Raw genomic sequence first — 25,130 nt, 5'->3', positions numbered from 1 at the left:
AGGAGCGATCGGTCTCCCCGGAAGTGCTTCTTGAACCTGACGAGAATAACCTCTCTGGCCAGGTCAGACACAACATACAAGGAGCGAGCGCAGCTCGCGATGCGCCGCGCGGGCGGCGCTCGATCTCGAAGGCGCCCCAAAACCCAAGACTTGCGCCCTCCAGCCCCATCACCCATTCAAACCCGTTCAAAAGGCCCCATGCACCCGCACGACCACCCCGAGAAATTCGCAACCCTCTTCGCACAACAGCGCCGGGTAGTTACTGTTCAATGCCTTCAGATAACGCTGCCCACCTTCTTCGGCCAGCTCGCGAAAAATCGCCGGTTTGCCAGGCTGACGCGCGATAACCAAACGCCCCGCCTCAGCCTCCACACCCGGGTCCACCAGCATCCGCATGCCCTGCGGCACACTGCGACCGCTGACGGCGCTCATCGCGTCATTTTCAACCGTCAACCAGAATGCCTTGCCCTGGGCCAGGTAGTCCGTCTGCTCGAACACACCAGGCTCATCACGCTCTGTAACACCTAGCTGATTCCAGGCCAACACCGGGTAGCGGAAACACACGATGTACTGCATGAGATCCAGATCGTCATCTGCCTCATCCATCTGATAGACGCCACGCTCCTCGCCAGCCTGGCCCTGAATGCGCAGCTGCAGGCTGACGTTGTAATGAGGCATGCCAATCTCGACGAACGTGCGGTTCATCGACTCGATCTTCGGCTGACGCCGCTTGTTCACCCAATGCCCTACGCTGCCTTGAGACACGCCAACGCGCTCGGCAAGCTGCTCTTGAGTGAGACCAAGCTCCTCCATCCGGTCACGGACGAGGGCAATCCATTTATCCATATTCATCGCTGGCACGATACGGACTGCCTTTCACCGCTCAATAAACATTCAGTATTATTTATCAAAGGGCGTGAAAATACCCGAGGTATTATTATCGGTCGGACCCCTTCCCCTACTGGCTCTAGCAGGTATCAGGATGAAACCACCGAAAAACGACGAAACAGATCTCGACAGCGAAGCTGCCCGCCGCGCGCTCGACTACTACCTCAACCCCAACCCGCCACGCCCGACCCTGGACACTAAAATCTGGACCCTGCACGAAGGGGTGACCGGCGAGCAGGCGCTGGAACATGCGATCGCCCTGCTGCGCTGTGCCGCCGCTACCGCGCAGGAAACCGCCACGCACCAGCACGGCAGCCAGCGCGAGCTGACCTATGCCCTGATGCACATGATGGATATGGCGCGTGCCCTGCTGGAGCACAAACCCAACGGCGAACCGGGTTTCTAGCTACGAAAGAAGGGAGAAGACGTGATGGCCGGGTAACGGCAAAGGCCCCGATTGCCGGGACAAGGAAGCGCGCCGGTAAAACTTTTTTACCGGATTAGCGAAAATTCATTTGACTGGCAAATGATAACGATTATTATTGCACTCAGCTGATCGCGAGATCCGCTGGATAACCTGAAAGCTTAGGTCGCTCTCAGATTATCTCCTCATCAGGCTAATCACGGTTTTTGACCCGGCTTTTTTGCCGGGTCTTTTTTTTGGCTCTTCAGGCTAATGAAGATCGTGATGGCGCGCATGATAGCAAAGGTGTTTCAGGGCGTGAACGCTCGTTACAAAACTTTGCGGAATCAGCACTTGAGAATCAATCTCGTTTCGCCTACGCTGTTTCCGCATCACGGAAGATGCCCCCTCCCCCTTTAAAGAGCAAGGAGCTGTCCATGACCCGTCTGATGCTGCCCCTTGAACACCCCGCTCCTGCTGCCGAGCACGATGCCGACGATGCCCTGCTGTATGCACTGAAGCGGCTACCACGGCGCGTACAGCAGGTATTCCTGCTCAACCGCCTCGATCAACTGGACTTCGCCAGCATTGCTGTGCGCCTTGACCTGCCACTGGCGAGTATCGAGCGCAACATGGATCAGGCGCTGCAGGCTGGCCGCTCGCGCCGGGATGTGCTGGCGAGCGTGGCCGGGCAATGGTATGTGCGCTTGCAGAGCCCGCAGGTGACGGCGTGCGAGCGGATCGACTTCCGCCGCTGGCTGGATGCCGATACGGCGAATTTGCAGGCGTTTCACGACACGGAACTGCGGTGGCGCAGCCTGCTGGCGCCGGCACGGCAATTGGGCCATGACGGCTGGTATCGGCAAGGCCGGGCGGCGCTGTCGCTGGGTGGCTGCTCGGTTGCAGTCGGGCTTGGTGTGGCGGCGTTGGTGCTGGTTGGGTTGTGGGCTTGATCAGCGCTTCAGCATGGCTGTACTTCCTTGCCCGTGAACACGCACCGCGCGCGCACCCAACTTCAGTTTATCGATAGCCTGGCTGGCGGCAGTCACCCATTCGGCCCGAAGAACGCTTCAAAGTCTTCCAGCGAAGCGTCGGGTACCCTGACAACGAAGGGGTAGCGCTCGGCCAGACGCTGTTGGAAGAAGCTGTAGACTTCGACGACGCCAACGTGCAACTGCTAGCGCTGGCTTGTTGCAGTCCCACAATGACGCGCCGGGCAACCTGCAAACCCTGGTCCTGCCAGACCAGCGCGAACTCCTGTGAATTTACTTCCAAGTCGCCCCCGCGCCGCCTCGATGGGCGATGAGGGAACCTGAAGAAAATGCCAGCGTCATAGCCTCATGCAGCAACTCGGCATCAGTGGACTCGATGCCGCAATCCGCACCCCTCAGGATATGGACAGTGCACGTGGTATCGAGCCGTTCGACCTGGAATTGCGAGGAGCAACAGCATGCACGAACGGATGAGTGCAACCAACCTAAAGTGGGCCTGCGGCTGGCTCGCAGCCGCGGTTTTGGCACTGTGCTGGTGGCTGCCGCTACCTTTTCGGTCCACCGCCGATGATGGCCCGCCGCGGATCTACGGCAACCCCGAAGCGCGCTTCACTATCACCCTCTACGCCGACCTGGAATGCCCGCACTGCCAGGTCTACCTGCCGCAACTGCAGCGCTGGATCGTCACCAATGATCACGTCAACCTCGCCTGGCGTCACCTGCCCCTCCCCCTGCATGAACCGGCCGCCAGTCGGGAAGCGCGGCGGATGGAATGCGTGGGTCAGCCTGAAGGACGCGAAGGCTTGTGGGGGAAGGTGGTCTGGATCTATCTCCATACCCAAGGCAACGGCCGTCGGTTGGCTTCTGAACAAGACTATCCAGACATCAGCCCGTCCCTACAACGCTGCCTGGCCGGCGAACGGGCAGCCCAAGTCGTGGACACGCAAAAAGCGGAAGCCTTGGAAACCGGATTCAACCCTACCCCTACGCTGCGCCTGACCGACAATCACACCCAGCACACCCTGATCCTGGAAGGCCCAATCGACCACGATGTCTTGCTGTCCGCAGTGGACCTGTTGGGCGCGGCAGAAATTTTTGAAATGCCCGCTGACGGGATCAGCGATATGCCCAGGTAGCCCACGGCGTCACGGCTAGGGGAAGGCGGGGTGAGTTCGTACTGATTTTGCGGGTGGGGGATCAAGACAGAGGCTCAGTAACTAGCTTCTTGGCGCCCGCTGCCAAAGGGCAGTGATTGAGGCACTGCTCGACGCTGTCAGCCGCCCCCGCTGCAACTATGTACAGCGGGCACAGAACACCGAGCATCACAAAGTATCAAAATAATGAGAGCGGATAGTTCATGACCAAACGATTTTCATTAAAGCTCGTGTGGCACCCCACCCCCGACGCAAGGTCGAGTTACGCCATTTAATATTCAAGTCTTTGAGCGCGCCAGCCTGGAACAGGTAAGCAAGCTCTGTCTCCCGCCCCCACTCTTTGACGCCGATTTCACCTCCTACATGAATACCGCTACCTTTGATATAACGATTCATAATGACCAGACCGGGAACGCCCAATGCCACGAAATTATAATCGTGACGCACCTGCCAGGAGCGCTCATTGGCATTTTCGTAACTGGAACTAAAGCTGTCGTTGGCCAGCGATCCACCCGAAGTACCGTTGACTTTCATCCAGCCGTCTTGACCGGAAACCTTCTGCAAGCCGATATAAAAGGTGTTCGCGCCATACATCGCTGAAAACAATCCGGACCAGGTCCGATTGTCGAGATCCCCCGCCAGCGACCGCCCTTCATCCTTACCGGTGTACCACTGGATGTTCGCACCCAGGGTCCATTTACCCATGGGCTGACTGTGAGTGATCTGGATCATCTGCTGGCGGCAGATATCCTTTAACTCCGCCCCCCACCCGCCAAGCAGCGTACACTTGTTATTGAAGGTGTACTCGCCACCGACGAAGTTGAAGCGATCCGAAGTGACACCCCAACCTTAAGCTTCCAGCACCACTATTCCTGGCCTGCCCAATACCAGAAGGTCGCCCCCCATGCAGAGCCTACAAACTCCGGCATAACCTCGCCTGCGTTGAAGAAACGACGGGAGTCGGCCTGGGCTGGGCTGAACCAATACCCGGTATGGGTACAGATGCCACCTGCGGCGATTTTTCTCGGGCTTTGCGCGACCGGCTCATCCTCATCGAAGCGTGCATACCAACGCAGCGAACGTTCCTCGTCATAGCCATTGCCATACTCGGAGTACGATTGCAGCGTATCCGGGTCCGACGAACGCAACGGCTTCAATACACGGTTAGCGGCAACGTACAGCTTGGGCAGTTCTGTTACAGAGCCCAGCTCAGGTAAGGCACCGGCCCTGACGACCAACCCACTGCTGTACTCGAGGCATTGGATGCCTCCTTGAGAGGACAGCTTGCGGCAAACCGTGTCCAGGCCGCCCAGCCGCTCTAGCAGTGATCGACCCACGATGGTGAACCAGTTAACGCCCTTGATAGACCCGACCAGCCTCAGTGAATGGGCCATTGCCATGGTATCGACTTCCAATCCTGGGTACTTCTGTGAAAGCTCGTATTCGATTGGCATATACCTGTCGAAGTCATACGGTAACAAAGTGGATAAGCCGCCATAGCCGTGCTCGGCATCCACCTGCTCACTGAGATACAGCACCCACTCCTGAAACCGCTCAACGCCGTCAGGCGTGCCCAACTCCTCCCAGGGCACGGTCAACTTAATGTAAGACCTTAGAGAATCACCGAGATCCTCAAGGGTAGTAAGCACCGCCAAACTGTAGACACCAACGTCATAAGCAGAGGAAGCGCTACTCAAATACAATTCAAATTGATCCGCTTTCGCTGTAACTGCCTCCAAGGCACTTTCCAGCGACTTGCCGGAGTACTTCTTGTAGCGCTTATAAACCATACTTCGAAGCGAGCCTTCAAACTCCACTGAGAATTTCCGAAAGCAGGCGACTATATTACTTATAACTGCAGGCGTGTAGCCATTTTTAAAATACAACGTAACGACCAAGCCTAGTCTGACTACCGGAACGCCCTCGGAAGAGTCGAATTCGAGACCGGCGAGTTCATTTTTAATTTTTTCAATATTGTTCATTGTCATATCCTTCACGCTGAGGCGGCAGTCAGCACTGCCCCTCCTCCGAGAACAGCCGCTAAAACTCCCCAGAACATTTGAGCAAGCCTGACCAAAACAACAAGAGCACTCACAATAGCCGCAGGTACGCCAGCGGCCACCAACCCAGCACCGATGGCAATTACCACCACAACGGTACCCACGACGATGCCGATATCTACTAGAACTTGTACCCAATCAATTTCCTTGAGCATGTCAAGGGTCAAGTCAGTGTAGCGTTGTACCTGCTGCCACATTTCCCTCAACTGTTCATCTGTCCATCGCAGCACTTCTCCTGTGCTCTCGCTCACCCACTCCCAGGCCTTTCCGGCTTCTTGGCGAATCCATTTACCTTGCTGCGTCAGCCAGGCGCTAGCGCTCTCCAAATACTGCCTGACCTCTTGAGACAAAGCATCGATCGCATTCTTTCCGCCTTCGCGTAAACTTTCCACAGCTTCCTGAGCCAAAGTCCACGCCTCAACATAGGCAGGTTTGGATGTCGCTGTTGGGCCATAAACAGGTACTGGTGTTGGAGCCTTCCGAGGCCGCTCGAACGGGACAGGCCACTGTCGAGAGTCGTACGCTTGCGTCGGATTGGTGTGAGCATTGTACTCACGATCCTTTTCACGCTCTTCGTTCTCTCGGCAGTCAGTCACCTCCAGAACCGAAAATTTTTTTGAACTGCCCGCAATCCGGATATAGTCCCTACGTTGTTCACTGCCTAGCACATCACCTGGAAACTTGACCTCAACAATACGTTCCAAATTATTCGGATGCTCGACTCCCTGATGATCTGGGCCCGCCTGCCCAGGCCACCTGATACTCTTATTCGTGACAATTGTCACATCGGGCCGCCTGAGCTTTCCCCCCATGAATCCTTTCGGAAATGGTGTCAATGAATGCCGCCGCCCTGAATCCTGCACTCCGCCCGACGAGCTTAAAAAGGGCTTAGGCGGAGAAAACCTCATATCAAAGCTAACCTCAGCCTTGTAGGCCCAGTTAAATGCAAAACGGTACTCGTCCGCCCTGATCAAGCCGCTCATAACAATCTGTTTCAGCTCAATAGAGTTGCTCCCGCCACTCTTACTACTCCGCATGCTCAGCTTGGGAAACTTCATGGCATACTCGGCCTTTTCCATCAAATACGGCTTATTTCCAAGCGAAGGCAACGGGGCGTCCTTGACCGTACCCTCGATACTCGTTTTGGTACAACCCTGCGGCAGTTCTGGCATTTGTGGCATAGCCATACGTCATCCCTCTGACTAGATATCTTTGTGGTCCATGTTCAACTCCTGAGGCGCTGCTTCACCCGCCCTGAACAACTGCTCTACCGGCTCAGGCTTGCGGTGCGGCGTCAGCAGATTCAAATCCGCTGGCCCCTCTGTCACCGCCTGGAAGGTGAAGCCCTTTTCATCGCTATACCCAGCCAAACGCGTCCCGTCAGGTTGTACGAGTACATAGGCGGCTCCCGCGAGAGGCTTGCCCGTTTTCTCGTCAAGCAGCTGATACCGCCCACGGTGCTTCTGAAGCGGCGCAGGCACCGCCCCCGCTTGATCTGCATCCACCGCCCCCGGCAACGCCGGCGCCTTCACCGCTATCCCGCTGCCACTGCCCGGCGAACCACCGGCATTGAGCAAGATCTGCGAGCCCAGCACCGTCACCCCTCCGGGATCGAGCTTGATGAAACTGCCACCGGCCTTGAGCGTCAGCTCCAGCCCCGCTTCGATCACGACCTTCTCCCCAGCCTTGATGTGAATCTCCCTGCCCGCCTCCACCAACTGCGAGCCACCGATCTTCACGTGCTGGCTGTTGCCCACGGTCAGGTGGTCGTCGAGCTTGATCTCGGTCTTGCGGTCGCCCACCGTGGTGCGGTGTTCCTCGGCCTCGGACTTGCTGTAGCTGTTGCCCACCACGGTATCGTGGCGCTCGTTGCCGACGTAGACCTTCTGGTCATGGCCGATGTGCTGGTCCCAGTCACGCTGAGCGTGCACGAAGATCTGCTCCTGGCCTGTCTTGTCCTCGATACGCAGCTCGTTGAAGCCGCCGCCACCGGGGCTGCTCAGGGTTTTGAACACGCTGCGAGTCTTGTGCGCCGGTAGTTCATAAGGCGGGACGTTCTCGCCGTGATACAGGCATCCACTCACAAGCGGGCGGTCAGGATCACCTTCGAGAAAACCGACCAGCACTTCCATGCCAACCCGTGGGATGGCCACACCGCCGTATCGCCCGCCCGCCCAGCTGGACGACACCCGCAGCCAGCAGCTGGTGGTCTCGTCGCCCTGGCCTTCACGGTCCCAGAAAAACTGCACCTTCACCCGGCCGTACTTGTCGCAATAGATCTCCTCGCCCTTCGGGCCGGTGACTATGGCGCTCTGGCTGCCTAGCACCTGGGGTTTGGGGTGTTTGTGCGGCGGGCGGTAGAACACGTCCCATGGGGTAGCCAGGAAACGGTTGCGGTACCCCTGGTGGAAGTCTTCCTTATCGTCGGTTGTGTCGCTGGTCACCGACTCTTCCAGTACCTGCGGCTGCTTGCCTTCGTGATGCACCTCGGTCAGCAGCCACAGGTCGTTCCACTCGGCGCGCGGGTGTTCGGACAACCCCATGAAGTGCCCACTCACCAAACGGGTCACATCACCCTGGCCCTCGGCCAGGCAAAAGTCGGCACGATGGCGTTCTAACGCGCGCTGACTCAGTTGCTTGCCGCGCGTGCGATCGGTAAAACCAGCCGGGTAGTCGTAGTCCTCCAGATCTGGCTCAGCGAAAGCCGGCTGGGCTGGTTTATACGCGGCTTCCATTAGCAGGCGTGGCTTCTGGAAGTCGTAGTCGCGACGAGTAACGCGGCTGGGGCGGGTTTCTAAACGCACGTTGAAGCGCTTTATCACAGGCTCATCGGCGACCATGCCGCTGCCCTGCATGTAGGCCACCGGAGCGCTCAGCTTGGGAAAGAACGTCTGGTCGTCGCCAAATACCAGCAGATGGCCTTCGCGGCTGTGCTCAAAGTGGTAGTGCATGCCCTCTTCTTCACACAGGCGCTGCACGAAGTGCAGATCGGTCTCGTCGTACTGCACGCAGTACTCGCGCACAGGGCACGGGGTGCTGAGGCTGAAGCGGTAGGCGTCGCTCGGTAGGCCGTGCTCTTCGAAGATCGTACCGATGATCTGCGGGGCGCTCAGTTGCTGGAATATGCGCTGGTTAGTGCGGTGCGCCAGGTACGCCAGGTGCGGCACCAGCACCATTCGGTAGCGGTGCAAACGCTTGCCCGAATCGCCTTGGCCGACCTGGTAAACAAGCGCGTGGATACCGTTACCGTCAAGGTCGAAGGCCAGGAACGCCTGCTTGTGCAGCAGGATTTCCAGATCGATGTCAGGGCGTTCGCTGACCAGTTCCACCTTGAAGCAGTAGGGTTGGCTGACGGCCTCGTGGCCGGTGAACGACAGCACCTGAAAGTCGACATCGGCGTTTTCCAGGGTCAGGCTGAAGTGAGTTGCATCGCTAGGGTTGAACATGGGGGCTCTCCGTGTCCGCAAGATATCCTTGGGGTTGGCCGAACCAACGGCGCAATAACGAAAGGGGGGGGATCACCAGGGCCTGTTGCAGCCCCCGGGCACCGGACTGGCGGGCCGCAGGGTCCAGCGCCAGGGCCTGGCGCAGTGCCGGCCACACCTTGGCCGGCAGGTTGGCAGGCCGGTCCAGCGACTGGCCTGGATACTGTTCACCCATGGCTCGAGCACCAACGCGATCAAACGGTTGCTTGCCCCCGGCCAACTCGTAAATGACGCAGGCGGCGGCGAACAGGTCGGAAGCTGTCGACAAGGGCGCGCCATCGATTAGCTCAGGAGCGGCATAGGCCGGGGTCCAAGCCCTGATACGATTGCGGCTGAGCCGGGCCAGGCCATCGAGCACGCCGTCCATGGCTTGGCCCAGGCCAAAGTCGAGCAGCTGCACGCCCTGCTCGCCGAGAATCAAGTTGCTGGGTTTGATATCACCATGTAACACACCGTGCCCATGAGCAAAGGCCAGTGCGTCCAACAGGCCCATGGCAATGCTGCTCAGTTCACCCCAAGCCAAGCCCAGAGGTTGCTCGCACAGCAGTCGGTCCAAAGGCATACCGGACAACAGCTGCATGCTGAAGAAGGCCCGTTGGCTGGCGGCGTCCACCTCGAAGCTGTGCACCCGTACCACGCCTTGGTGCGACAGATGGCGAGTGAGTGCGTACTCGCTGTACAGCAAAGCAGCACTATCGGGACAAGCGGCGACGTCGTCGCGCAGCAGCTTGATCGCCACCAACGGCTGCGGTTCGCCACACTGCTCAGCCAGCAGATCGCGGGCGCGGTAGACCATGCCCACACCGCCAGCACCGAGCAAGCCTTCTAGCTTGTAGCGCCCGTTCAGCAGCGGTGGCAGCACGCCAGGCAGCGTCGTGGCGACCGTAGCAAAGTAACTCCGGTAATCGCTGGCGCTGCCCAGCAACTCGACAGCGTTCATTGGCGCACTACCACGCCGGTAAGGTTGTCCGGGGCTCGACCCTGCAGCACCTTGTCGAACAGGAATTCCAGGGCCCGGGGCGGCTGGGCCTGACTCAACGCCTTGCTCAGGCTCTCGTCGCTCTGCCCCTGATACAGACCGTCGCTGCACAGTAGGAAGGTGTCGCCGGGCATCACCCCGAATTCCAGTACCTCCAGACGCAGTGTTTCATCACCGCCCAGAGCGCGGGTCAGGGCGTGAGCGCCGGGCTGCTGCCCGGCCTCTTCGCTGCTGTAGCGGCCTTGGTCGATCAATTGCTCGCGCAACGAGTGGTCGCGGGTCAGCTGGAACAAGCGCTTGCCGCGCCACAGGTAGCAGCGGCTGTCGCCGGCCCAGATGCATGCAGCACGCCCTTCGCGCACTAGCAGCACCACCACGGTGCTACCCATGATCGGCTCAGCGCGCCCAACGACCACGGTCAGCGCCTCGCCCAAGCGGCGATTGACCCAATGCAGACACTGACGCACCTCACGCACCTGCTCGTCTAGACTGCCCTCCAGCGCCAGACCGTTGAGGGCTCCGACCACCATCTGACTGGCCAGATCACCAGCCTGGTGGCCCCCCATGCCGTCGGCGACCGCCCACAGGCAGCGCTCGGGGCAGTCGAGGTAGGCATCTTCGTTGCGCCTGCGCACCTTTCCTGGATCGGTGCGCCCGGCGCTGCGCCAATGTCCCGTCACCAGCGTCACAGCGCCACCGGCATGCGCAGGTTACGCACCGCGCTTAGATCGAACGGGTTGGGCGAACGCTGGGTCAGCACCAAGTAGTTGACCCGCATGCCGCCGACATTGCCCTTGATCATCAGCACATCGCGGCCGCTCTGGTACTCGGTCTGCATCAGGTCGAACAGGCGGAACAGCGACCACGGGCCGGTGTTCTTCTCCAGCACCGTAGCCTTGCCGTCGAGGCCTTCCAGGGCCAGGCTGGTGCGCCCGTCGTCGGCATCAGTCGGCCATTTGAAGGCCATCGGCACGATCGGTCCGTGGCGATACACTATTTGCTGGGCACCGAAGCGAAACTCGGCGCGGCCGACAGTGGAATCCAGTGTGTGCGGCTCTAGCTTGAACTGTACCTGCGGTTCGTTGGGGTTGTCGGCAAAGAAGCCGCGCTGGATGGTCTGCACGTTGTTCATCTGGACGAGAAACTCACGCGACACCGGCAAGCTGCGACCATCGACGGCGCGCAGGCGGTAGCTGCCTGGCTCGCCGATCACGAATGGCCTGAGGTAGGTGTCGAAAAAGCGGTCGGCGATGCCCTGGACCTTGAAGAACTCGCGGAAGTCGTTCAACGCCACATCGCTGCTGCTGTGGGCATGGAACGGGTAACGCTCGTCGATTGTCTTGCTGTAGACGTTGTACAGCTGGGTCTCGTAGCGCTGGTTGATGTGCTCGTAGCTGTTGTCCAGCACCAGCATCCAGCTATCCTCGGCCAGCGTCGAAAACCAGCCACTTACCGGCCGTGGTAGGCGGTTGGCGGTGTTGCGCAGGGTGCTGATAGGGTCACCCTGATTACCGACCATGCGCCCCTTGGCCACTTCGAAGGCGGCCAGCTCAGGCTGGCTGGATCGGGCCAGGCCCAGCAGCTGCAGTTGCAGGTCGTTGAGCGCCTGCAGCGCCAGGCCCAGATCAGCGGTCGGGCCGTTGTCCTCGTCCAACAGCCGGTGCAACGACTCGAAGCGCCGCTCCAGGGCCTTGCGCGAGGTGTCCGGCAGGCGCTTGGCCAGGGCCTGGCTGGCGGACCCGGCAGTAGCAGCGGCTACGTTGCCCAGCTTGCCTGCGGCCTGCTGCGCCGCTTCGGTCGCCACATCGGCGGCGTCGGCCACGGCCGGGAAGCGGGTATTTTCGCGCACTTCGGCGAGCATCAGCAGCAATGGCGAATTGGCCGCGCTCAGGCTGGCCAGCTGGTTAGCGCCCTCTTCGCTGTTGGTGAAGGTTGCCAGGCGCACTTGACCAATGGCCTCGCTCCAGTAGTTGGCGTAGTCGTTGAAGTACAACTGTTCCAGTTGCACCAGCAACTTGCGCATGTCCATGCCACTGAGGCGGCCGCCCTCGCCGAGCACCCAGTTGTCGCGCAGGATTTCCTGCACCAGGACAGAGCCTTGGGCTATGAAATACTGCTGGTAGCCACGATGGGTGTAGAAACCCGGGATCACGTAGTCGATGCCGGCGAACACCGCACCCTGCGGGCCGGTGTGCTGGCTCAGACGGTACTCGGGCAGGCTGCGGGCCTGCTCGCGCAGCACCCGATAGACCACCGCCGCCAGCGATTCACGGCGCAGTACTTGGCGTGCCTGAGCCACCAGCGGGTCGTTCAGCGGCTGGCTGTAACCCAGCGCCAACAGGCGCTCGAAGTGGGTGTTAAGGTCGTCCTGCAGCTTGGTGTTGCCGGGGTAGCGCCCCGACCACTGTTTGGCCATCCATTCCTTGAGCAACGCGTTATCGCGCCGGTCGGGCATGTTCAGCATCAGGTAGGCGCGCAGGCTGGCCAGCAGGCGTTCGCGGTTGCCCATACTGCTGCGGATTTGCCCTTCGAGGGTTTGCGCCACACGTGGCAGTAGTTGCTCGATCAGCTCACGGTTGTAAGCCTCCAGCAGTACCGCGCTGGCTTCATCGCCCTGATACAGACCACCGCGCTCGGCGTAGGAGGCATCGCCCGGAGCCGGGAACACTTGAGTAGCGGCGTAGCGGTTGTCCAGCAGCGGCAGGATTGCCATGTCATCGTCACGGGCGGTCAGTGCGGAGCCCTCGCGGCCGTGGCGGTCGGCCAAGACCCTGAGTTTCTCCAGGTTACCGTCGTTGGCCGAAAAACTACCTGTCCACAACAGGCCGAACAGCCCCATGCAGCACAGCGCCCCGGCGTACAACGCACGTTGCCTCCATTTGATACGGTTGGTTTCGCGCTTGTCGAGACCGGCCAGGGCCGCCTCGGGAAACACCACCTTGGTCATCAGATCATAGATAAAGCGTGTGCGACCGCTGTAGGTCACTGGCAGCGGCTGGCCCTTGGCGTCCACTGCCCCGGCGGCGTTGGTGTGCGGCGCACTGGTGAAGTAAAAGCCACGCAGGGTGCTGGCGCGCTGATAACGGTTACCGGTGAATGCAGCATCCACCAGCATGCCGAGGTTGGCCCTCACCTGACCCAATTGCTGCGGGAAGTCGAGGATGAGGCCACGGCGCTGGGCATCGCGCTCCTGATGCATGCGCGTGATCACCTGGGCGCCAAGGCGCGACAGCAGGTCCTCGAACTCGTGGTTAAGCACTGCCACATCGGCGCCATTCTGGTCCTTGCCGAAGCTGGCGCCGAGTACCTGATCGCTCTCTTCGCGCGCTAACTGGTCAAAAAAGGCGTCGAAACCGAGAATCTTATCGGCCTTCGTCAGCACCAGATACACCGGCACGTCGGCGTGCAGTTGCTGTTGGATCTCCTGCAGGCGGTCGCGAAAGGAGCGCCCCAGGACCACCATGCCTTCGCGATCTCCGCTGAGCAGCGTAGTCACCGGGACGGTGATCAGTACGCCATTGAGCGGCCGATTGCGGCGGCGCGAGCGCAAAAGCCCTAGTAGGGTCGACCAGCCAGCGCCGTCGACGTCACTGTCGCTCTGATCCATGTAGCGGCCGCTGGTGTCGATCAGTACGCCATTTTCAGCGAAGTACCAGTCGCAAAAAGCGGTGCTGCTCGTATCACGGCTGAGCTTGCGCTCGACCTTGTTGATCGGGAACTCAAGGCCAGAGAAGTCCAGCAGACTGGTCTTGCCGGCGCCCTGGGGGCCAATCACCAGGTACCACGGTAGGTCGTTGCGCCAGCGCTCACTGCGACCACGGTACATGCTGGAGGTCCTGAGGGTGCGCAGAGCATCCTTGAAGCGCTCGCGCAGGGTGCGCTCGGCGACTTCGATTGCAGCGCGGCGGGCCAGGTCGGCCTGGCCGGTCTCGCTCTGCGCAACCTCCTTCTTGCGCACATTGCCGCGCCAGCTGGCGAAGACGATGAACAGGCCCCACAGCAGAAACAGCACCGCGATGGTCAGCAAGCGCGAACTGGAGTCCTCCCAGAATTTATTGTCTGCGATCGCCAGCAACGGGCCGACAAACCACACCAACAATGCGGTCAAAAGCACCAGCAGCAGGGTCCAGACCCAGGTCTTGGTCAAGAATGCCCAGGTCTTACGGAAAAAGTTGTTCATGGTACGTCCCTGAAGTTACGACCTGGCCTCGACCACCACCGGGTCGGCCGGCTGGTAGCGCTGCAGTACCGCTTCGCGCTTGTCACCCAGCACATAAGCGAAGCCCGAAAACATCACCACCAGGCAGATGCCGGTGAAGACCGTCACCAGCCACCAGGGCACCATGCGCACCACCCCCTGGCGAGCACTGGTAAAGCCCGCCCAGCGCGGTGACAACTCGCGCGGTACATCGCCGCGCAACTGGCGGATCTGCCGGTAGACGCCATCGCGGATGGCATCCAACTCAATGTTGCCGCGTGCCTGGACGCGGAACTTGCCTTCGAAGCCCAGCGACATACAGATGTACATCAGCTCCAACATGGCCAGATGTTTCATCGGATTTCGCCCCATGTTCTCCAACAGCTGAAAGAACTTCTCGCCCCCAGATGTCTCGTTATGGAAGCTACTTAGCAAGCTGATGGTCGACCACTCGCTCTCGTTGCCCCAACTGGTGGTTACCACCGCCTCGTCGGTGACGGTGCATAGCACGTAGCGCGCCATCATCACTTCACCGTGGTCCACACCTTCCTCCAGCACTCGTGTCTCGAAATGGCGCAGGTGCTCGACGAGGCTGGTTTTGAGGGTACTGAGGTTGCTGCCCTCGCCGCTGGACTTGATCTCGATGATCGCCGACAGCAGCGGTGAAGCTGCTGCTACCAATGGATTCAGGCTGATGTTGAAGCGCTGCTCCAGCCGCCGATTGGAGGCATACACCATGCGTTCCTCAAGGTCCTCATAGCGCGGCGGGCGGGCAAAGTCGGTCAAAGCTTCATTACTTGGGCGCTCGCCGTGCTGATTGAGCAGGACCGTACGATCGTCCTGGCTGCACTCCATTTCCTTGGTCATGCTCATGCGTTCCTAATGGCCCAGAATTTCAATTCAAGCTCGCAGAACTCACCGGAGACGTGGAAGGCAAAACCGCCAGAGCGTTCGAGCCTAGCCAGGTCTTCGGTGCTGAAATCGAGAGCGAAGTAGGTTTTGTCCGAGTGGAATGGAATCTGCCTCGGCGCCACCGGCATAGGCCGTACCTTGATGCCCGGCAGGTGCAGATTGACCAACTGCCGGATTTGCTCTACCGGGCCGACCTTGAGGTGGCTGGGCAGGCGGTGTCGCAGCTCCTCGGTGTCGCAGTTGGCCTTGACCGCCAGCACGAACTGGGCGTGACCGAGCAGCTGATGGTCATGCAACGGGGCCACGAAGATGCCGTACTGGCGCTCCTGCAGGGCCATCTCGATGGCGTGCTGTTCAAGCACCATCGACAGCACCTGGCGGATCGATTCCATCAGCTTGCGGAAGCTCGCGCCCTGGTCGCTGTGCTCGTAGCGGCTGTCGTTGCGCGGGCGCTTGCTGTCGCTGGAAAACGCCGACAGGTCGCCGAACAGGGTCAGCAGGGTGCGGTACAGCTCTTCGGGGTGCACCTGCTCCACGCCCATGTAGTGGCGCAAAAGCAGGCTGGTGCGGTTGATCAGCTGCAGCATGAGAAAATCGCCGACCTCGGCGCCGCCGACCTTGCCGTTGGCGCGGATACGGTCGGCGAGGATATCGCCGCGGTTGTCGAGGATGCTGATCACTTCCTTCAGGCACGACAGCAGGTATGGCGAAGAATGGCTGTCGACGAAGCTCGGCACGAAGTCGCTGTCGAGGGTGATCACGCTGTCGGGCGAGGTGTCGTTGATCACGCACACCTTGAGCTTGACGTAGGCCTGGTCGCTCTGCTGCTCGCCCAGCAGCAGACGAAAGTCAGGGCGAGCGCAGCTGACCTGGCTGCTGGCATCCTCGCCAGCGTTGGAGTCATTCACTTCCAAGCCATAGGCGGTGTAACGCGCCAGCACATCGGGCTGGTCGGGGCGGCGGGCCTCGACATGGCCGCCGGTGACCAGCGGCAGGGCCAGGTACACCGGGATCTTCGTGATGTTCGGTGGCACATCCACAGCCAACGGTTCACGGCTACTCTCTAGGTTGAACAGGGTGCCGTCGGGCAGCACTCCGCTGGCCTGGCTGACCACCAGCTTGCCCATACCGAGGAACTGCAGGTCGATTTCCAGGCCGAGAAAGCCCCAGTTGTAACGCCCCAGCAACTGGGTGCGCGACTTCATCTGGTTATCGTAATAGCGATCGTTTTGCTGAAAATGCTGCGGGCGCAGCAGCATGCCTTCCTGCCAGATGACTTTGTCGATGTTCATGTGCGGTCATCCACCTTGGCGATAGGCTCGGCGGCATCGTGGATGCCGTTCTGGTCCAGCACCAGCTGGATGCGGGTGATCTTCTCGGGAAGCACAGTGATCACGTAGCGCCACTGGGTGTCGGTGATGTCGCGGTAGGCGGCCATCACTCCGACGAAGCGGCTCGTACCGGCGACGCTGAGCTTGAGGTCCATGACCTGGCCTGGACGCAGTTCCAACTCCTCACTGTTGACCAGGTCCTGGGCCAGCACCTCCTTGCCACGCTCGTACAGGCTGAAGAAATCGGCGTTTTCGAACGCCACCGGGTGCTTGAGCTCATACAGTCGCAGCACAATCGGCGAGGCACGGCCGTTGACGTCGGGGTTGAGGCGCTCGTTGCTAACCAAGCTCAGCTGCAGCTTGGTTTGGGTCGAATACGGCGACAGCGCCGAACAGCCGGCCAGCAACAGCAGGCCCAGTGCACTGATCAAGTTCTTGAGGGGAGGCATGGGGTTCATCCTTCATGCTCGCTGTGCAGGGTGGCGATCAGGCGAACCTGCTCTTCATAGGCCTGGGCGAAATCACGGGCCAGCAACCGCTCGGCAAAATCGTCGTCCAGGCTCAAGGCCTGGTGATAGCGCTGGAAGGCGCGCCAGCGGCTACCCGCGGTGGCCAGCAGCGGCTTGCCGCGCTCACGCTCGAAACGCAGGGTCAGTTGGCTAGGGGTGAAGTGCTCCAGGGTGCTGCGCACCACCGCGCGACTACCGGCCAGCAGCGCCACCTGATGCGCCTGCAAGTCGCGCAAGCTCCTGGCCAGTACCTGCTCGGAACAGCCCTGCCCGGGCTGCAGCAGCAGCCGCAGGGCCTGAGCACTGTCGCCGGCTTGGCGCAGCGGGTTGTTGCTGCTCTGCTGTGCGGTGGTGTGGCCCAGGCGCAGCTCGTTCTTCAGGTCGTTGCGGGTGCGCAGGCTCTGCTGCAGGCCACCGATGCTCTGCTTGAGCAAGCTCGCAGCCTTCACCGCCAGGGCCTCGCGGGCAGGTCCATCAAGGGCATGCACATCGACCCCAAGGGCCTCGCCGAAGCGCGCCCAGAACGGCTCCGACACTGCCTCCCCTTTGAACGCCGGGGCCTGGTAGCCCCGCTCGTCCACAGGCTCCGGCACCAGTTCCGGGACGATCAGGTTCTCAGTGTCGATGCGCGCAGAATCACTGCGCTGCACCGGCTCGTGCCAAGCGCTGGCGAAGGCGTTGTCGGCCGACGCCGTGAAGGCGCTGAGTGGGTTGAGGGCGAGGAAGGCATCGTCAGGGATGATGCTGCCGGCCGGCACCGCGCGCCCGATCTCGCCGTCGAAACGCGCCGGCTCACGCACAAGGCGTGCGTGAATCTCGAAGTCACACAGACGGAACACGCTGTCGTGATCGATGCGAAATGGCTCGCCCTTGGGCAACAGCGCGCCGGAGCCGGTGAACACGCCGTTGCGACTGAGGTCAGTCAGGAAGAAGGTGCCCCGCTCGCAGCTGACCTTGGCGTGGTGTCCTGACAGGTGCTTCTTACCATCGGGGATGATCCACTCACAATCGCTGGCACGACCGATGATCCCGCCGGCGACGCCGAACAGGCAGGTGCGGGCATGCAGGGGAATCAGTTGCCGGGTGTTCTGAATCTCGAGCACGAGTTCCATGTGTTTGTGCACTCCTTGCGGTCATCGGCCGCGGTTTACCACCTGGGGTTCACCCAGGGGCCGGTATTGGTCATCGTTAAACTTGTAGTTGCCGTGGCAACCGGCAAGGCCGAGCAGCAGCACCAGCCCGGCGGAGAGAAGCCATGGACGTGAAGGCATCAAAAAGTCCCCATGCGATATCAAGTAATCGAAGATCACGCCTTGAACTCGCTCGGGTCGATGTTCAGGCGGTCGAGTCGGTACAACAGGGTGCGACGCGGCAGCCCCAACTGCAGGGCGGCGACGGTCTGGTTGCCTTTGTTGCGGCGCAGGCACCCCAACATGTAGGCGCGCTCGACACGCTCCATGTACTCACGCAGGTGCAGGTTGTTCGGTTCTGCCGGCGCCTCGTCACATACTCCGAAGTGCTCTGCGCGCAGTTCATCGCCGTCGCACAGCAGCGCCGCGCGCTCAATCATGCCCTTGAGCTCGCGCACGTTGCCGGGGAAGCCGTGGCCTGCCAAATGCGCCAGCGCGGCCTCGGACCAGCGCAGCGGGCCGCGGCCGATGCAGTTACAGGCCTTGGCGACGAAGTGCTCAGCCAGTAAATACAGGTCATCGCCGCGTTCGCGCAGAGGCGGCAGGCTGATAGGGAACTGCGCCAGGCGGTAGTAGAGATCTTCGCGAAACTGCCCTTGGGCAACCATGGCAGGTAGGTCGCGATGGGTAGCGGCGATGATGCGCACGTCGATCTTGCGCGTCTGATTGCTCCCCAGTGGGCGGATCTCGCCGTCCTGTAGCACCCGCAGCAGCTTGGCCTGCAGCGCCAAGGGCATGTCGCCGATCTCATCGAGCAGCAAGGTACCGCCGTCGGCGGCCTCGAACAGGCCCATCCGGGTGCGATCGGCGCCGGTGAAGGCGCCCTTGCAGTAGCCGAACAGTTCGCTCTCCAGCAGGTCCTCGGGGAACGCCGCGCAATTTTGCACGATGAAATTTTTGCTGCGGCGCAAGCCGCATTCGTGTAAGGCGCGGGCTACCACTTCCTTACCGGTGCCGGTCTCGCCGTTGAGCAGCACGGTGTAGGTGCTGTGCAGCACCTTGCTGATCAACCGATAGGTCTTGCGCATAGCCTCGCTGGTGCCGATCAGGCCGTAGTCGCTGGGGCACACGTTGCTGTCGGGGGTAGCAGTTGCTACCACGGCGCTGCCGCGCAGACGCAGCATCAGCGCAGCCTGAGTGAGCACGAAGCGACCAAGCTGTGCCAGCGAAGCGACGAAATGTTGCAGTTCCAGTGCCCTCGGGCTTGCGCTGATCAGCAAGCCGCCCACCTCGCCCGCCGCATTGTTCAGCGGCACGCACAGCAGACTGCGCCAGGCGTCGCCGCTGGCCGGAAGAAAGTTGGTCGAATACAGCCCGTCGCCGAGAGAGTCCAGGCACAGCACGCGGTTCTGGCACAGGCTGAACTGCAGCAGCTCATCGCCGCGGTAGTCGGCCGACAGCACCGCGCCATCGCCCGTACGCAGCTTGCCACGCAGGCACTCGACGCCCAGGCGCAGTGCACTGTGGCCAGCATCAAGCAGGTAGACCTGTGCCAGCTCGCAGCCGCTCAGGGCGCAGGCCTGGCTTGCGAAGGCATCCAGTAACGCGCCCTGCTCCGCAGCTTGCGACAGCACGCCAAACGCAGCCAGCAGTCGCTCGGCGTAGCCCAGCGGCCTAGGGATCTGGCCGAACAGCCCGGTCATCTCAACCGAACTCACAAACCACCCCACCGTTGCCGTCGAGGGTTGCGTGCACCTGAGTCAGTCGTTCACCGCTAGCCATGGCATCCAGCAGGCGGTCAGCGATGCTCGGCAGCAAGTGCGAATCGATCAGGTAGTCGATCAGACGCGCGCCACTGTCGTTCTGAATGCAGCGTTGGGCCAGGTGCTCGACCAATGCCTGGCAGTGGCTGAAACCCAACTGGCGGCGTTGCAGACGCTCGCCCAGGCGGCCGAGCTTGATCTGCACCAGTTCGTTGAGCACTGCACCGCCCACCGGGTAGTACGGTACCACGCGCATGCGCGCCAGCAGGGCCGGCTTGAAGTGCTTGTTCAGGGCCGGGCGGATGGCCGCTTCAAGGTCCTGAGCCGAGGGCCGCTGGCCGTCTTCGCAGAGCTGGCTGATACGCTCGCTGGCCAGGTTCGAGGTCATCAGGATCAGAGTGTTGCGAAAATCGATCTCGCGCCCTTCACCATCGTTGACCACGCCCTTGTCAAAGATCTGATAGAACAGGTTAAGCACGTCAGGGTCGGCTTTTTCCACCTCGTCCAGTAGCACCACCGAATACGGCTTCTGGCGCACCGCCTCGGTGAGCATGCCGCCCTCGCCGTAACCGACATAGCCAGGCGGCGCGCCGATCAGGCGCGAAACGGTATGTTTCTCCTGGAATTCGGACATGTTGATGGTGGTCAGGAAGCGCTCGCCGCCGTACAGCAGGTCGGCCAGCGCCAGGGCGGTTTCGGTCTTGCCCACCCCGCTGGGGCCGACCAGCAGGAACACGCCCACCGGCGCATCTGGCTTGTTCAGGCCGGCAGCAGTGGCGCGCATGGCGCGATCGAGGGCCAGGACGGCCTGCTCCTGGCCACGGATGCGCAGGCGCAGGTCGTCAGCGAAGTTGATTACCTTAGCATTGTGTTCGCGGGCCAGCTGGGTCAGCGGCACTCCGGTCCAGGCGCTGACGACCTCAGACACAAGGCGCGGGCACACTTCAAAGCTGACCAGGCGTTCGCGCTGCTGAGCGTCGGTCAGCGCGCCATGCACTTGCAGCAATTCGGTTTGACACTGCACGGCATCGGAGCTTTCGTCGCCACCCGGCGGGTTGGCCAGGCGCTGGCGCAGGTCGAGCAGGCGTTCAGCCAGGTTGCGCTGCTCCTGCCACAGGGCTTGGAGTGCACGTTGCTCGTCGCTGGCCTGCTGCAGGCGGGTTTCCAGTGCTTGCAAGGCGTCGTGTTCGACCGGCAGGCCGGCTTCGGCATCGCGACGCAGGGCCTGCACCTGGCGCTCACCCTCGGCCCGTTCAGCGCGCAGGCACTCGATGCGTTCGGGGGCGGCGGCCAGGCTGATGCGCACTCGGGCGCAGGCGGTGTCGAGCACATCTACAGCCTTGTCCGGCAGTTGCCGGCCGGACAGGTAGCGGGCCGACAGCTCAACAGCAGCGACCACCGCGTCATCACGCAGGTAGATGCCGTGGCTCTTCTCGTACACCGGCGCCAGACCGCGCAGAATAGTCACCGCCTCGCTGACAGTGGGCTCGTGCAACTGCACTGGCTGGAACCGCCGGGCCAAGGCTGGGTCTTTCTCGAAGTACTTCTTGTACTCGACCCAGGTGGTGGCCGCTATGGTGCGCAGCTCGCCACGGGCCAGGGCCGGTTTGAGCAGATTGGCGGCATCGGCGCCGCCGGTTTGGCCACCCGCGCCGATCAAGGTATGGGCTTCATCGATGAACACGATGATCGGTTTGGGTGAGGCCTTGACCTCGTCGATCAGGCCCTTCAGGCGACGCTCGAACTCACCCTTGATGCTGGCGCCAGCCTGCAGCGAGCCCATGTCCAAGGCCACCACCTCGACGCCCCTGAGCGACTCGGGTACTTCGCCAGCGGCGATGCGCAGGGCTAAGCCTTCGACGATCGCGGTCTTGCCCACACCGGCCTCGCCAACCACGATGGGGTTATTCTTGCGCCGACGAGCGAGGATATCCACCATCTGTCGGATCGCGCCGTCACGGCACAGCACCGGGTCAAGTTTGCCATCGCGGGCCTGCTGAGTGAGGTTGTGGGTGAACTTGGCCAGCAGCGACTCGCCACCGGCGGCGGTTTTGCCTGGGGCGACCTCAGGGCGCTGGGCCAGCGCATATTCGCGCAAGCGAGCAGCATCGATGCATACCAGTAACGGCTGGTAGCGGCTGCCGGCATAGCGCACCAGATTGCGCAGCAGGGCCAGGATCAGAGCGGCCTGGTCGATCTGGTTCTGCCCCAGTTCCAGGCTGGCGGCCATCAGACCGTCTTGGAGCCATAGCACCAACTCTGGGGCGAACACGGGATTGCGCGAAGCGCTGTGCTCGGGCAACGGCTGTAGCGCCGCGGCGAGTACCTGGGCGTCCACCTCGGCATCCTGCAGGGCCTTGGCCAGCAGGCCTTCGGGGCGCTCGAGCAGGGCCAGCAGCAGGTCCTCGACGAGGATCTTGCTGCCGCCCCGACCGACACAACGCTGCGCGCAGCCTTCCAGGTCGCGGCGGGTTTCGGCGTCCAGCGCCTTGATGAGCTGTTGCAAATCGACGTTGATCATTTTATTGGTCCTCAATGAATCCGGCTGCCGAGGGTGACGACCCCGTCGGCGCGTTCGCGTCCGAGCCAGCTGGTCCAGCCGAGGCGGCAGGCGTTGTTTTCGCCGATGCGCAACTCGCGAATTTCCTCGTGTTTGAGGACTAGGCGCAGGTCGTAGTCCAGGGGATCGCGCAAGGTGAAACGCACCAGTGCGCACAAGGGCTGATAGCCGGGCCCGACCGGCAGGAACCCGTGAAATTGCTCCCATGTGAGCTGATACACATGGATGCGAAACTTGCCCCCGCGATCGCGCAAGCACTCACCCAGCACCGCGTTGTTGCCCAATAGGCTGTTTGCTAAACCTAGGTGATTACGTTCCTCGTCGAGGATCACCACACGGCGCTCAACGCACTGCTCGATAAGCAGCTCCTCGTGCTTGAAGTAGTAACGCAGCACCGACTCGATCAACGCCGCCGAATGGGCGCGCAGGCTTAGCAGGCCCAAATATGGCAGCAGGCGCCGCCAGTTCAGCTCACTGGCCTGGCGAATGGTTTCGCCGCCCAGGCCGATCAGGGCGAACAGATGCGCCGAGAACGGGTCGGTGGCGCCGGCCTCGAAGCGCACGTGATAGCGGTACTTACGCCAGATCGGCAACATGAGGCGCTGCAACCGGTGGTGGAACAGGTCGAGGAACTGGCGGGTAGCATTGCCTTCGTCGCTGTCACCGATCGCCTGCTCAGCGTAGAAAGTGGGTAATGGAGAGCTGGCGCCCACAAGGCCAACCACGTTCAGCCGCAAGCGCGCGCATAGTTCACCGCGCTCGTGGAAAAACTGCACACGGTCAACATCGCTGCCGGGGAAGCCCAAGCTCGGGTTAGCTTCGAACTCAAGGCGCTCGTATAGCTCGTCCTGGTCGAGCCACGGACTGTCTTCGCGCAGACGATCGACCACCAACAGCACCGCTTGGTACAATGAATATTCGCGGATATGGCGCGTCAGATCGTTCAGAGCAGAGGCTGTAGGCCCATGCGTGGTGCCCATTGGTACACCTCTCCTTGTGTGCTTTTGACTCTCAGCTCATGGAACGAGTTGAGGCTGGCGTAGAGTGCGAAGAACTCGTTGAGCACCGAGGCGAAAACAAACAGGTCGCCCTCCCCTACGTAGCCCTCCGGGTCGATCGTCAGCTCGGTGCGCAGACCGCGCAGCGGCAGGCCCTTGTGTAGTCGGTCGATATGCTCGTGACGCACGGACTTGAGGCCGCCGAGCAGTCGCTTACTGACCTTTTCCGCATGCTGGTCGTAGTAGCGCGGCAGGTCGTAGGTCTCAAGGGCCACTTTGAGCGCCTCAACGTTTGCCAGCGACAGGTAGTTCAGCGACATGTTGCTGATCAGCCGCCAGAGGAAGTCCCGGCCGATGGGCGGCGCATAGCTAGGGGTGGCGGCGGTGATATTGCGAAAGCGCAGAGATTCCGGGGTACCTTCGGCTATCAGGCAGATATCGCCCTCACGCAGGCGCAGCGGCAGGTTTTGGTTGGTGCAGGTGAGCTCGATCGACAGTGTCTCGTGGGACTGGGTCTGACGGATGCCGAAGCTCAGATAGGTGTCCAGGCCTTCGTGCAGCAGCGAGCTACGCTGACGCACGCTGTAGTGCGGGCTGCATTCCTTCACATCGAAGCTGGCGTCGTGCTCGAACGACTCGAACGGCACATAGTTGCGGTAGCCCACGCCGCCCGGCAGCCAACCGGTCACCCCTTCCACAGCGAACACGCCGCAGCTTTGCAGGTCATACTCAGCCGGCAGCAATAGGTGTTCGTCCTGCTTGCCGTCCAAGCGAATCGGCAGCGCGTCGTGGCGGAACAGATTGACGATTGGGGTGCAGTGCAGCTTGATATTTTCAAGGCTCGGGCGCAGGCGCTGGATGCCGCTCTTGCGGATGTTGAAGCGGATTGCCACGCCGCGCACTTGCTCCTGCAGCGTCTCGGGAATGGCCGCCAGCGCCTCCAGGCCTTCGAGGTCGACGAACAGGAACTTGTCCTGGAACGAGAAATATTCCTGCAGAAAACGATAGCCGCGGAAGGTGTTGAGCGGGTACGGAATCAGCGCGTGCTCCTCACCAAAGCCAACCGCAGAAACCTTGTCGCCGCCCAGGGTGTAGCTCAGATCGGGGGCGCTGATGCGCGAGAACGGCTTGCCGTGCTGGTCCAGTGGCACCAGCTCAATGCTTTCGAGGTTGCGCAGCAGGCACAAGTAGAGCATCTGGCTGATATAGCGTTCGCCGGCCAAATGCAGGCGCAGGCGCTTGAGTTCCAGCTCGGCGAGAAAGCCATCGCAACTCATCTCGGTGCGCAGGGTCAGCACCGCGCCGTCGCCCATGACAGCGTAATCGATGGCGGCCAGGTCCAGGGCCTGTATCTCAGTGGCGTAGCAGGTGCGAAAGCGACAACGCACGCCATCGACCGGGACGCTTTCCACCGGGGTTTCGCGCGCGACCGTCTGCGCCGGGCCGGCCTGTAGCAGCGGCTCGAACTGCAGCATGCTGAACGACGGCAGCGGACGCATGTAGTTGGGCCACAGCAGGTGCATCAGCGAGTGGGTCAATTCGGGCAGCTCGTCATCGAGCTTCTGGCGTAGGCGCCCGGTGAGAAAGGCGAAACCTTCGAGCAGGCGCTCGACGTCCGGGTCGCGCCCGCTCTGGCCCAGGTACGGCGCCAGCGCCGGGCTACGTTCGGCGAAGCGCCGTCCCAACTGGCGCAGGGCGGTGAGTTCGCTCTGGTAGTAGTGGTTGAACGACACTGGGTAATTACCTCTGTTGCGAAATGGTTGGGGCA

General features: G+C 61.4%; 19 protein-coding genes and 1 pseudogene. 3 read left to right on the top strand and 17 right to left on the bottom strand.

All coding sequences use genetic code 11. From position 1 onward, the window contains the following. Positions 1 to 186: 186 nt before the first annotated feature. Positions 187 to 852: a LexA family transcriptional regulator gene (locus OO258_RS20650; RefSeq protein ID WP_266032232.1), complete on the bottom strand. Its 666-nt coding sequence runs from the start codon at positions 850 to 852 to the stop codon at positions 187 to 189. Positions 853 to 982: 130 nt separating this feature from the next. On the opposite strand from OO258_RS20650, the gene OO258_RS20645 reads away from it, so the two are divergent. From OO258_RS20645 to OO258_RS20635, 3 genes are all read left to right on the top strand, one after another. After that, positions 983 to 1,294: a DUF6124 family protein gene (locus tag OO258_RS20645; RefSeq protein WP_266032231.1), complete on the top strand. Its 312-nt coding sequence runs from the start codon at positions 983 to 985 to the stop codon at positions 1,292 to 1,294. Between the two features lie 434 nt (positions 1,295 to 1,728). After that, complete coding sequence (locus OO258_RS20640; protein ID WP_266032230.1) at positions 1,729 to 2,244, top strand: DUF4880 domain-containing protein; 516 nt, start codon at positions 1,729 to 1,731, stop codon at positions 2,242 to 2,244. A gap of 497 nt (positions 2,245 to 2,741) precedes the next feature. After that, complete coding sequence (locus tag OO258_RS20635) at positions 2,742 to 3,419, top strand: DsbA family protein (protein WP_266032229.1); 678 nt, start codon at positions 2,742 to 2,744, stop codon at positions 3,417 to 3,419. Between the two features lie 196 nt (positions 3,420 to 3,615). On the opposite strand, the pseudogene OO258_RS20630 reads toward OO258_RS20635, so the two are convergent. From OO258_RS20630 to tssF, 16 genes and pseudogenes are all read right to left on the bottom strand, one after another. Beyond that, positions 3,616 to 4,280: pseudogene (locus OO258_RS20630) on the bottom strand (OprD family outer membrane porin); the annotation flags it as partial. Positions 4,281 to 4,303: 23 nt separating this feature from the next. Continuing rightward, complete coding sequence (locus OO258_RS20625; RefSeq protein WP_266032228.1) at positions 4,304 to 5,419, bottom strand: type VI immunity family protein; 1,116 nt, start codon at positions 5,417 to 5,419, stop codon at positions 4,304 to 4,306. An 11-nt stretch (positions 5,420 to 5,430) separates the two neighbouring features. After that, entirely contained in the window at positions 5,431 to 6,684 is a 1,254-nt protein-coding gene (locus OO258_RS20620) for a VRR-NUC domain-containing protein (RefSeq protein WP_266032227.1), read from the bottom strand. 15 nt (positions 6,685 to 6,699) lie between these two features. Then, positions 6,700 to 8,943: a type VI secretion system tip protein TssI/VgrG gene (tssI, locus tag OO258_RS20615; protein WP_266032226.1), complete on the bottom strand. Its 2,244-nt coding sequence runs from the start codon at positions 8,941 to 8,943 to the stop codon at positions 6,700 to 6,702. Beyond that, positions 8,930 to 9,922: a serine/threonine-protein kinase gene (locus OO258_RS20610; RefSeq protein WP_266032225.1), complete on the bottom strand. Its 993-nt coding sequence runs from the start codon at positions 9,920 to 9,922 to the stop codon at positions 8,930 to 8,932. The genes tssI and OO258_RS20610 overlap by 14 nt, the downstream gene beginning before the upstream one ends. Next, a complete protein-coding gene (locus OO258_RS20605) occupies positions 9,919 to 10,644 on the bottom strand; it encodes a PP2C family protein-serine/threonine phosphatase (protein WP_266032240.1) in 726 nt (241 codons plus the stop codon). Before OO258_RS20605 ends, OO258_RS20610 begins: the two co-directional genes overlap by 4 nt. A gap of 2 nt (positions 10,645 to 10,646) precedes the next feature. Further along, positions 10,647 to 14,141: a type VI secretion system membrane subunit TssM gene (tssM, locus tag OO258_RS20600; protein ID WP_266032224.1), complete on the bottom strand. Its 3,495-nt coding sequence runs from the start codon at positions 14,139 to 14,141 to the stop codon at positions 10,647 to 10,649. Between the two features lie 15 nt (positions 14,142 to 14,156). Then, positions 14,157 to 15,026 (bottom strand): type IVB secretion system protein IcmH/DotU, encoded by an 870-nt coding sequence (icmH, locus tag OO258_RS20595; protein WP_266032223.1) that lies wholly within the window; start codon positions 15,024 to 15,026, stop codon positions 14,157 to 14,159. Positions 15,027 to 15,028: 2 nt separating this feature from the next. Continuing rightward, positions 15,029 to 16,363 (bottom strand): type VI secretion system baseplate subunit TssK, encoded by a 1,335-nt coding sequence (gene tssK, locus OO258_RS20590; protein ID WP_266032222.1) that lies wholly within the window; start codon positions 16,361 to 16,363, stop codon positions 15,029 to 15,031. Further along, a complete protein-coding gene (gene tssJ / locus OO258_RS20585; protein ID WP_110744674.1) occupies positions 16,360 to 16,851 on the bottom strand; it encodes a type VI secretion system lipoprotein TssJ in 492 nt (163 codons plus the stop codon). The genes tssK and tssJ overlap by 4 nt, the downstream gene beginning before the upstream one ends. A gap of 5 nt (positions 16,852 to 16,856) precedes the next feature. Further along, positions 16,857 to 18,023 (bottom strand): type VI secretion system-associated FHA domain protein TagH, encoded by a 1,167-nt coding sequence (tagH, locus tag OO258_RS20580; RefSeq protein ID WP_266032221.1) that lies wholly within the window; start codon positions 18,021 to 18,023, stop codon positions 16,857 to 16,859. A 21-nt stretch (positions 18,024 to 18,044) separates the two neighbouring features. Then, positions 18,045 to 18,182 carry a type VI secretion protein gene (locus OO258_RS20575; protein WP_110744738.1) on the bottom strand — a complete coding sequence of 46 codons (138 nt, stop codon included), beginning with the start codon at positions 18,180 to 18,182 and terminating at the stop codon, positions 18,045 to 18,047. Positions 18,183 to 18,217: 35 nt separating this feature from the next. Next, the gene (locus OO258_RS20570; protein ID WP_266032239.1) at positions 18,218 to 19,735 is read right to left on the bottom strand and encodes a sigma-54 interaction domain-containing protein; all 1,518 of its coding nucleotides are present in this window, start codon (positions 19,733 to 19,735) and stop codon (positions 18,218 to 18,220) included. 10 nt (positions 19,736 to 19,745) lie between these two features. Further along, positions 19,746 to 22,325, bottom strand: coding sequence for a type VI secretion system ATPase TssH (gene tssH, locus OO258_RS20565; RefSeq protein ID WP_266032220.1), 2,580 nt, complete (start codon positions 22,323 to 22,325; stop codon positions 19,746 to 19,748). Between the two features lie 11 nt (positions 22,326 to 22,336). Further along, positions 22,337 to 23,344 carry a type VI secretion system baseplate subunit TssG gene (gene tssG / locus OO258_RS20560; RefSeq protein WP_266032219.1) on the bottom strand — a complete coding sequence of 336 codons (1,008 nt, stop codon included), beginning with the start codon at positions 23,342 to 23,344 and terminating at the stop codon, positions 22,337 to 22,339. Further along, positions 23,308 to 25,095, bottom strand: coding sequence for a type VI secretion system baseplate subunit TssF (tssF, locus tag OO258_RS20555; RefSeq protein ID WP_266032218.1), 1,788 nt, complete (start codon positions 25,093 to 25,095; stop codon positions 23,308 to 23,310). Before tssF ends, tssG begins: the two co-directional genes overlap by 37 nt. Positions 25,096 to 25,130: the final 35 nt, after the last annotated feature.

This window comes from Pseudomonas sp. DCB_BI (assembly GCF_026240995.1).
In the GTDB taxonomy this organism is placed as follows: Bacteria; Pseudomonadota; Gammaproteobacteria; order Pseudomonadales; family Pseudomonadaceae; genus Aquipseudomonas.
This window is presented reverse-complemented; position numbering and strand designations above follow the sequence as displayed.

What these genes read in the sequence shown, in the direction of transcription:
- OO258_RS20640 (WP_266032230.1), top strand. Translation starts at nt 1,729, where the DNA reads ATGACCCGTCTGATGCTGCCCCTTGAACACCCCGCTCCTGCTGCCGAG.
- tssH (WP_266032220.1), bottom strand. Translation starts at nt 22,325, where the DNA reads ATGATCAACGTCGATTTGCAACAGCTCATCAAGGCGCTGGACGCCGAA.
- OO258_RS20635 (WP_266032229.1), top strand. Translation starts at nt 2,742, where the DNA reads ATGCACGAACGGATGAGTGCAACCAACCTAAAGTGGGCCTGCGGCTGG.
- OO258_RS20620 (WP_266032227.1), bottom strand. Translation starts at nt 6,684, where the DNA reads ATGGCTATGCCACAAATGCCAGAACTGCCGCAGGGTTGTACCAAAACG.
- icmH (WP_266032223.1), bottom strand. Translation starts at nt 15,026, where the DNA reads ATGACCAAGGAAATGGAGTGCAGCCAGGACGATCGTACGGTCCTGCTC.
- OO258_RS20575 (WP_110744738.1), bottom strand. Translation starts at nt 18,182, where the DNA reads ATGCCTTCACGTCCATGGCTTCTCTCCGCCGGGCTGGTGCTGCTGCTC.
- OO258_RS20610 (WP_266032225.1), bottom strand. Translation starts at nt 9,922, where the DNA reads ATGAACGCTGTCGAGTTGCTGGGCAGCGCCAGCGATTACCGGAGTTAC.
- OO258_RS20625 (WP_266032228.1), bottom strand. Translation starts at nt 5,419, where the DNA reads ATGAACAATATTGAAAAAATTAAAAATGAACTCGCCGGTCTCGAATTC.
- tssM (WP_266032224.1), bottom strand. Translation starts at nt 14,141, where the DNA reads ATGAACAACTTTTTCCGTAAGACCTGGGCATTCTTGACCAAGACCTGG.
- tssJ (WP_110744674.1), bottom strand. Translation starts at nt 16,851, where the DNA reads ATGCCTCCCCTCAAGAACTTGATCAGTGCACTGGGCCTGCTGTTGCTG.
- tagH (WP_266032221.1), bottom strand. Translation starts at nt 18,023, where the DNA reads ATGGAACTCGTGCTCGAGATTCAGAACACCCGGCAACTGATTCCCCTG.
- OO258_RS20650 (WP_266032232.1), bottom strand. Translation starts at nt 852, where the DNA reads ATGAATATGGATAAATGGATTGCCCTCGTCCGTGACCGGATGGAGGAG.
- tssI (WP_266032226.1), bottom strand. Translation starts at nt 8,943, where the DNA reads ATGTTCAACCCTAGCGATGCAACTCACTTCAGCCTGACCCTGGAAAAC.
- tssG (WP_266032219.1), bottom strand. Translation starts at nt 23,344, where the DNA reads ATGGGCACCACGCATGGGCCTACAGCCTCTGCTCTGAACGATCTGACG.
- OO258_RS20645 (WP_266032231.1), top strand. Translation starts at nt 983, where the DNA reads ATGAAACCACCGAAAAACGACGAAACAGATCTCGACAGCGAAGCTGCC.
- tssK (WP_266032222.1), bottom strand. Translation starts at nt 16,363, where the DNA reads ATGAACATCGACAAAGTCATCTGGCAGGAAGGCATGCTGCTGCGCCCG.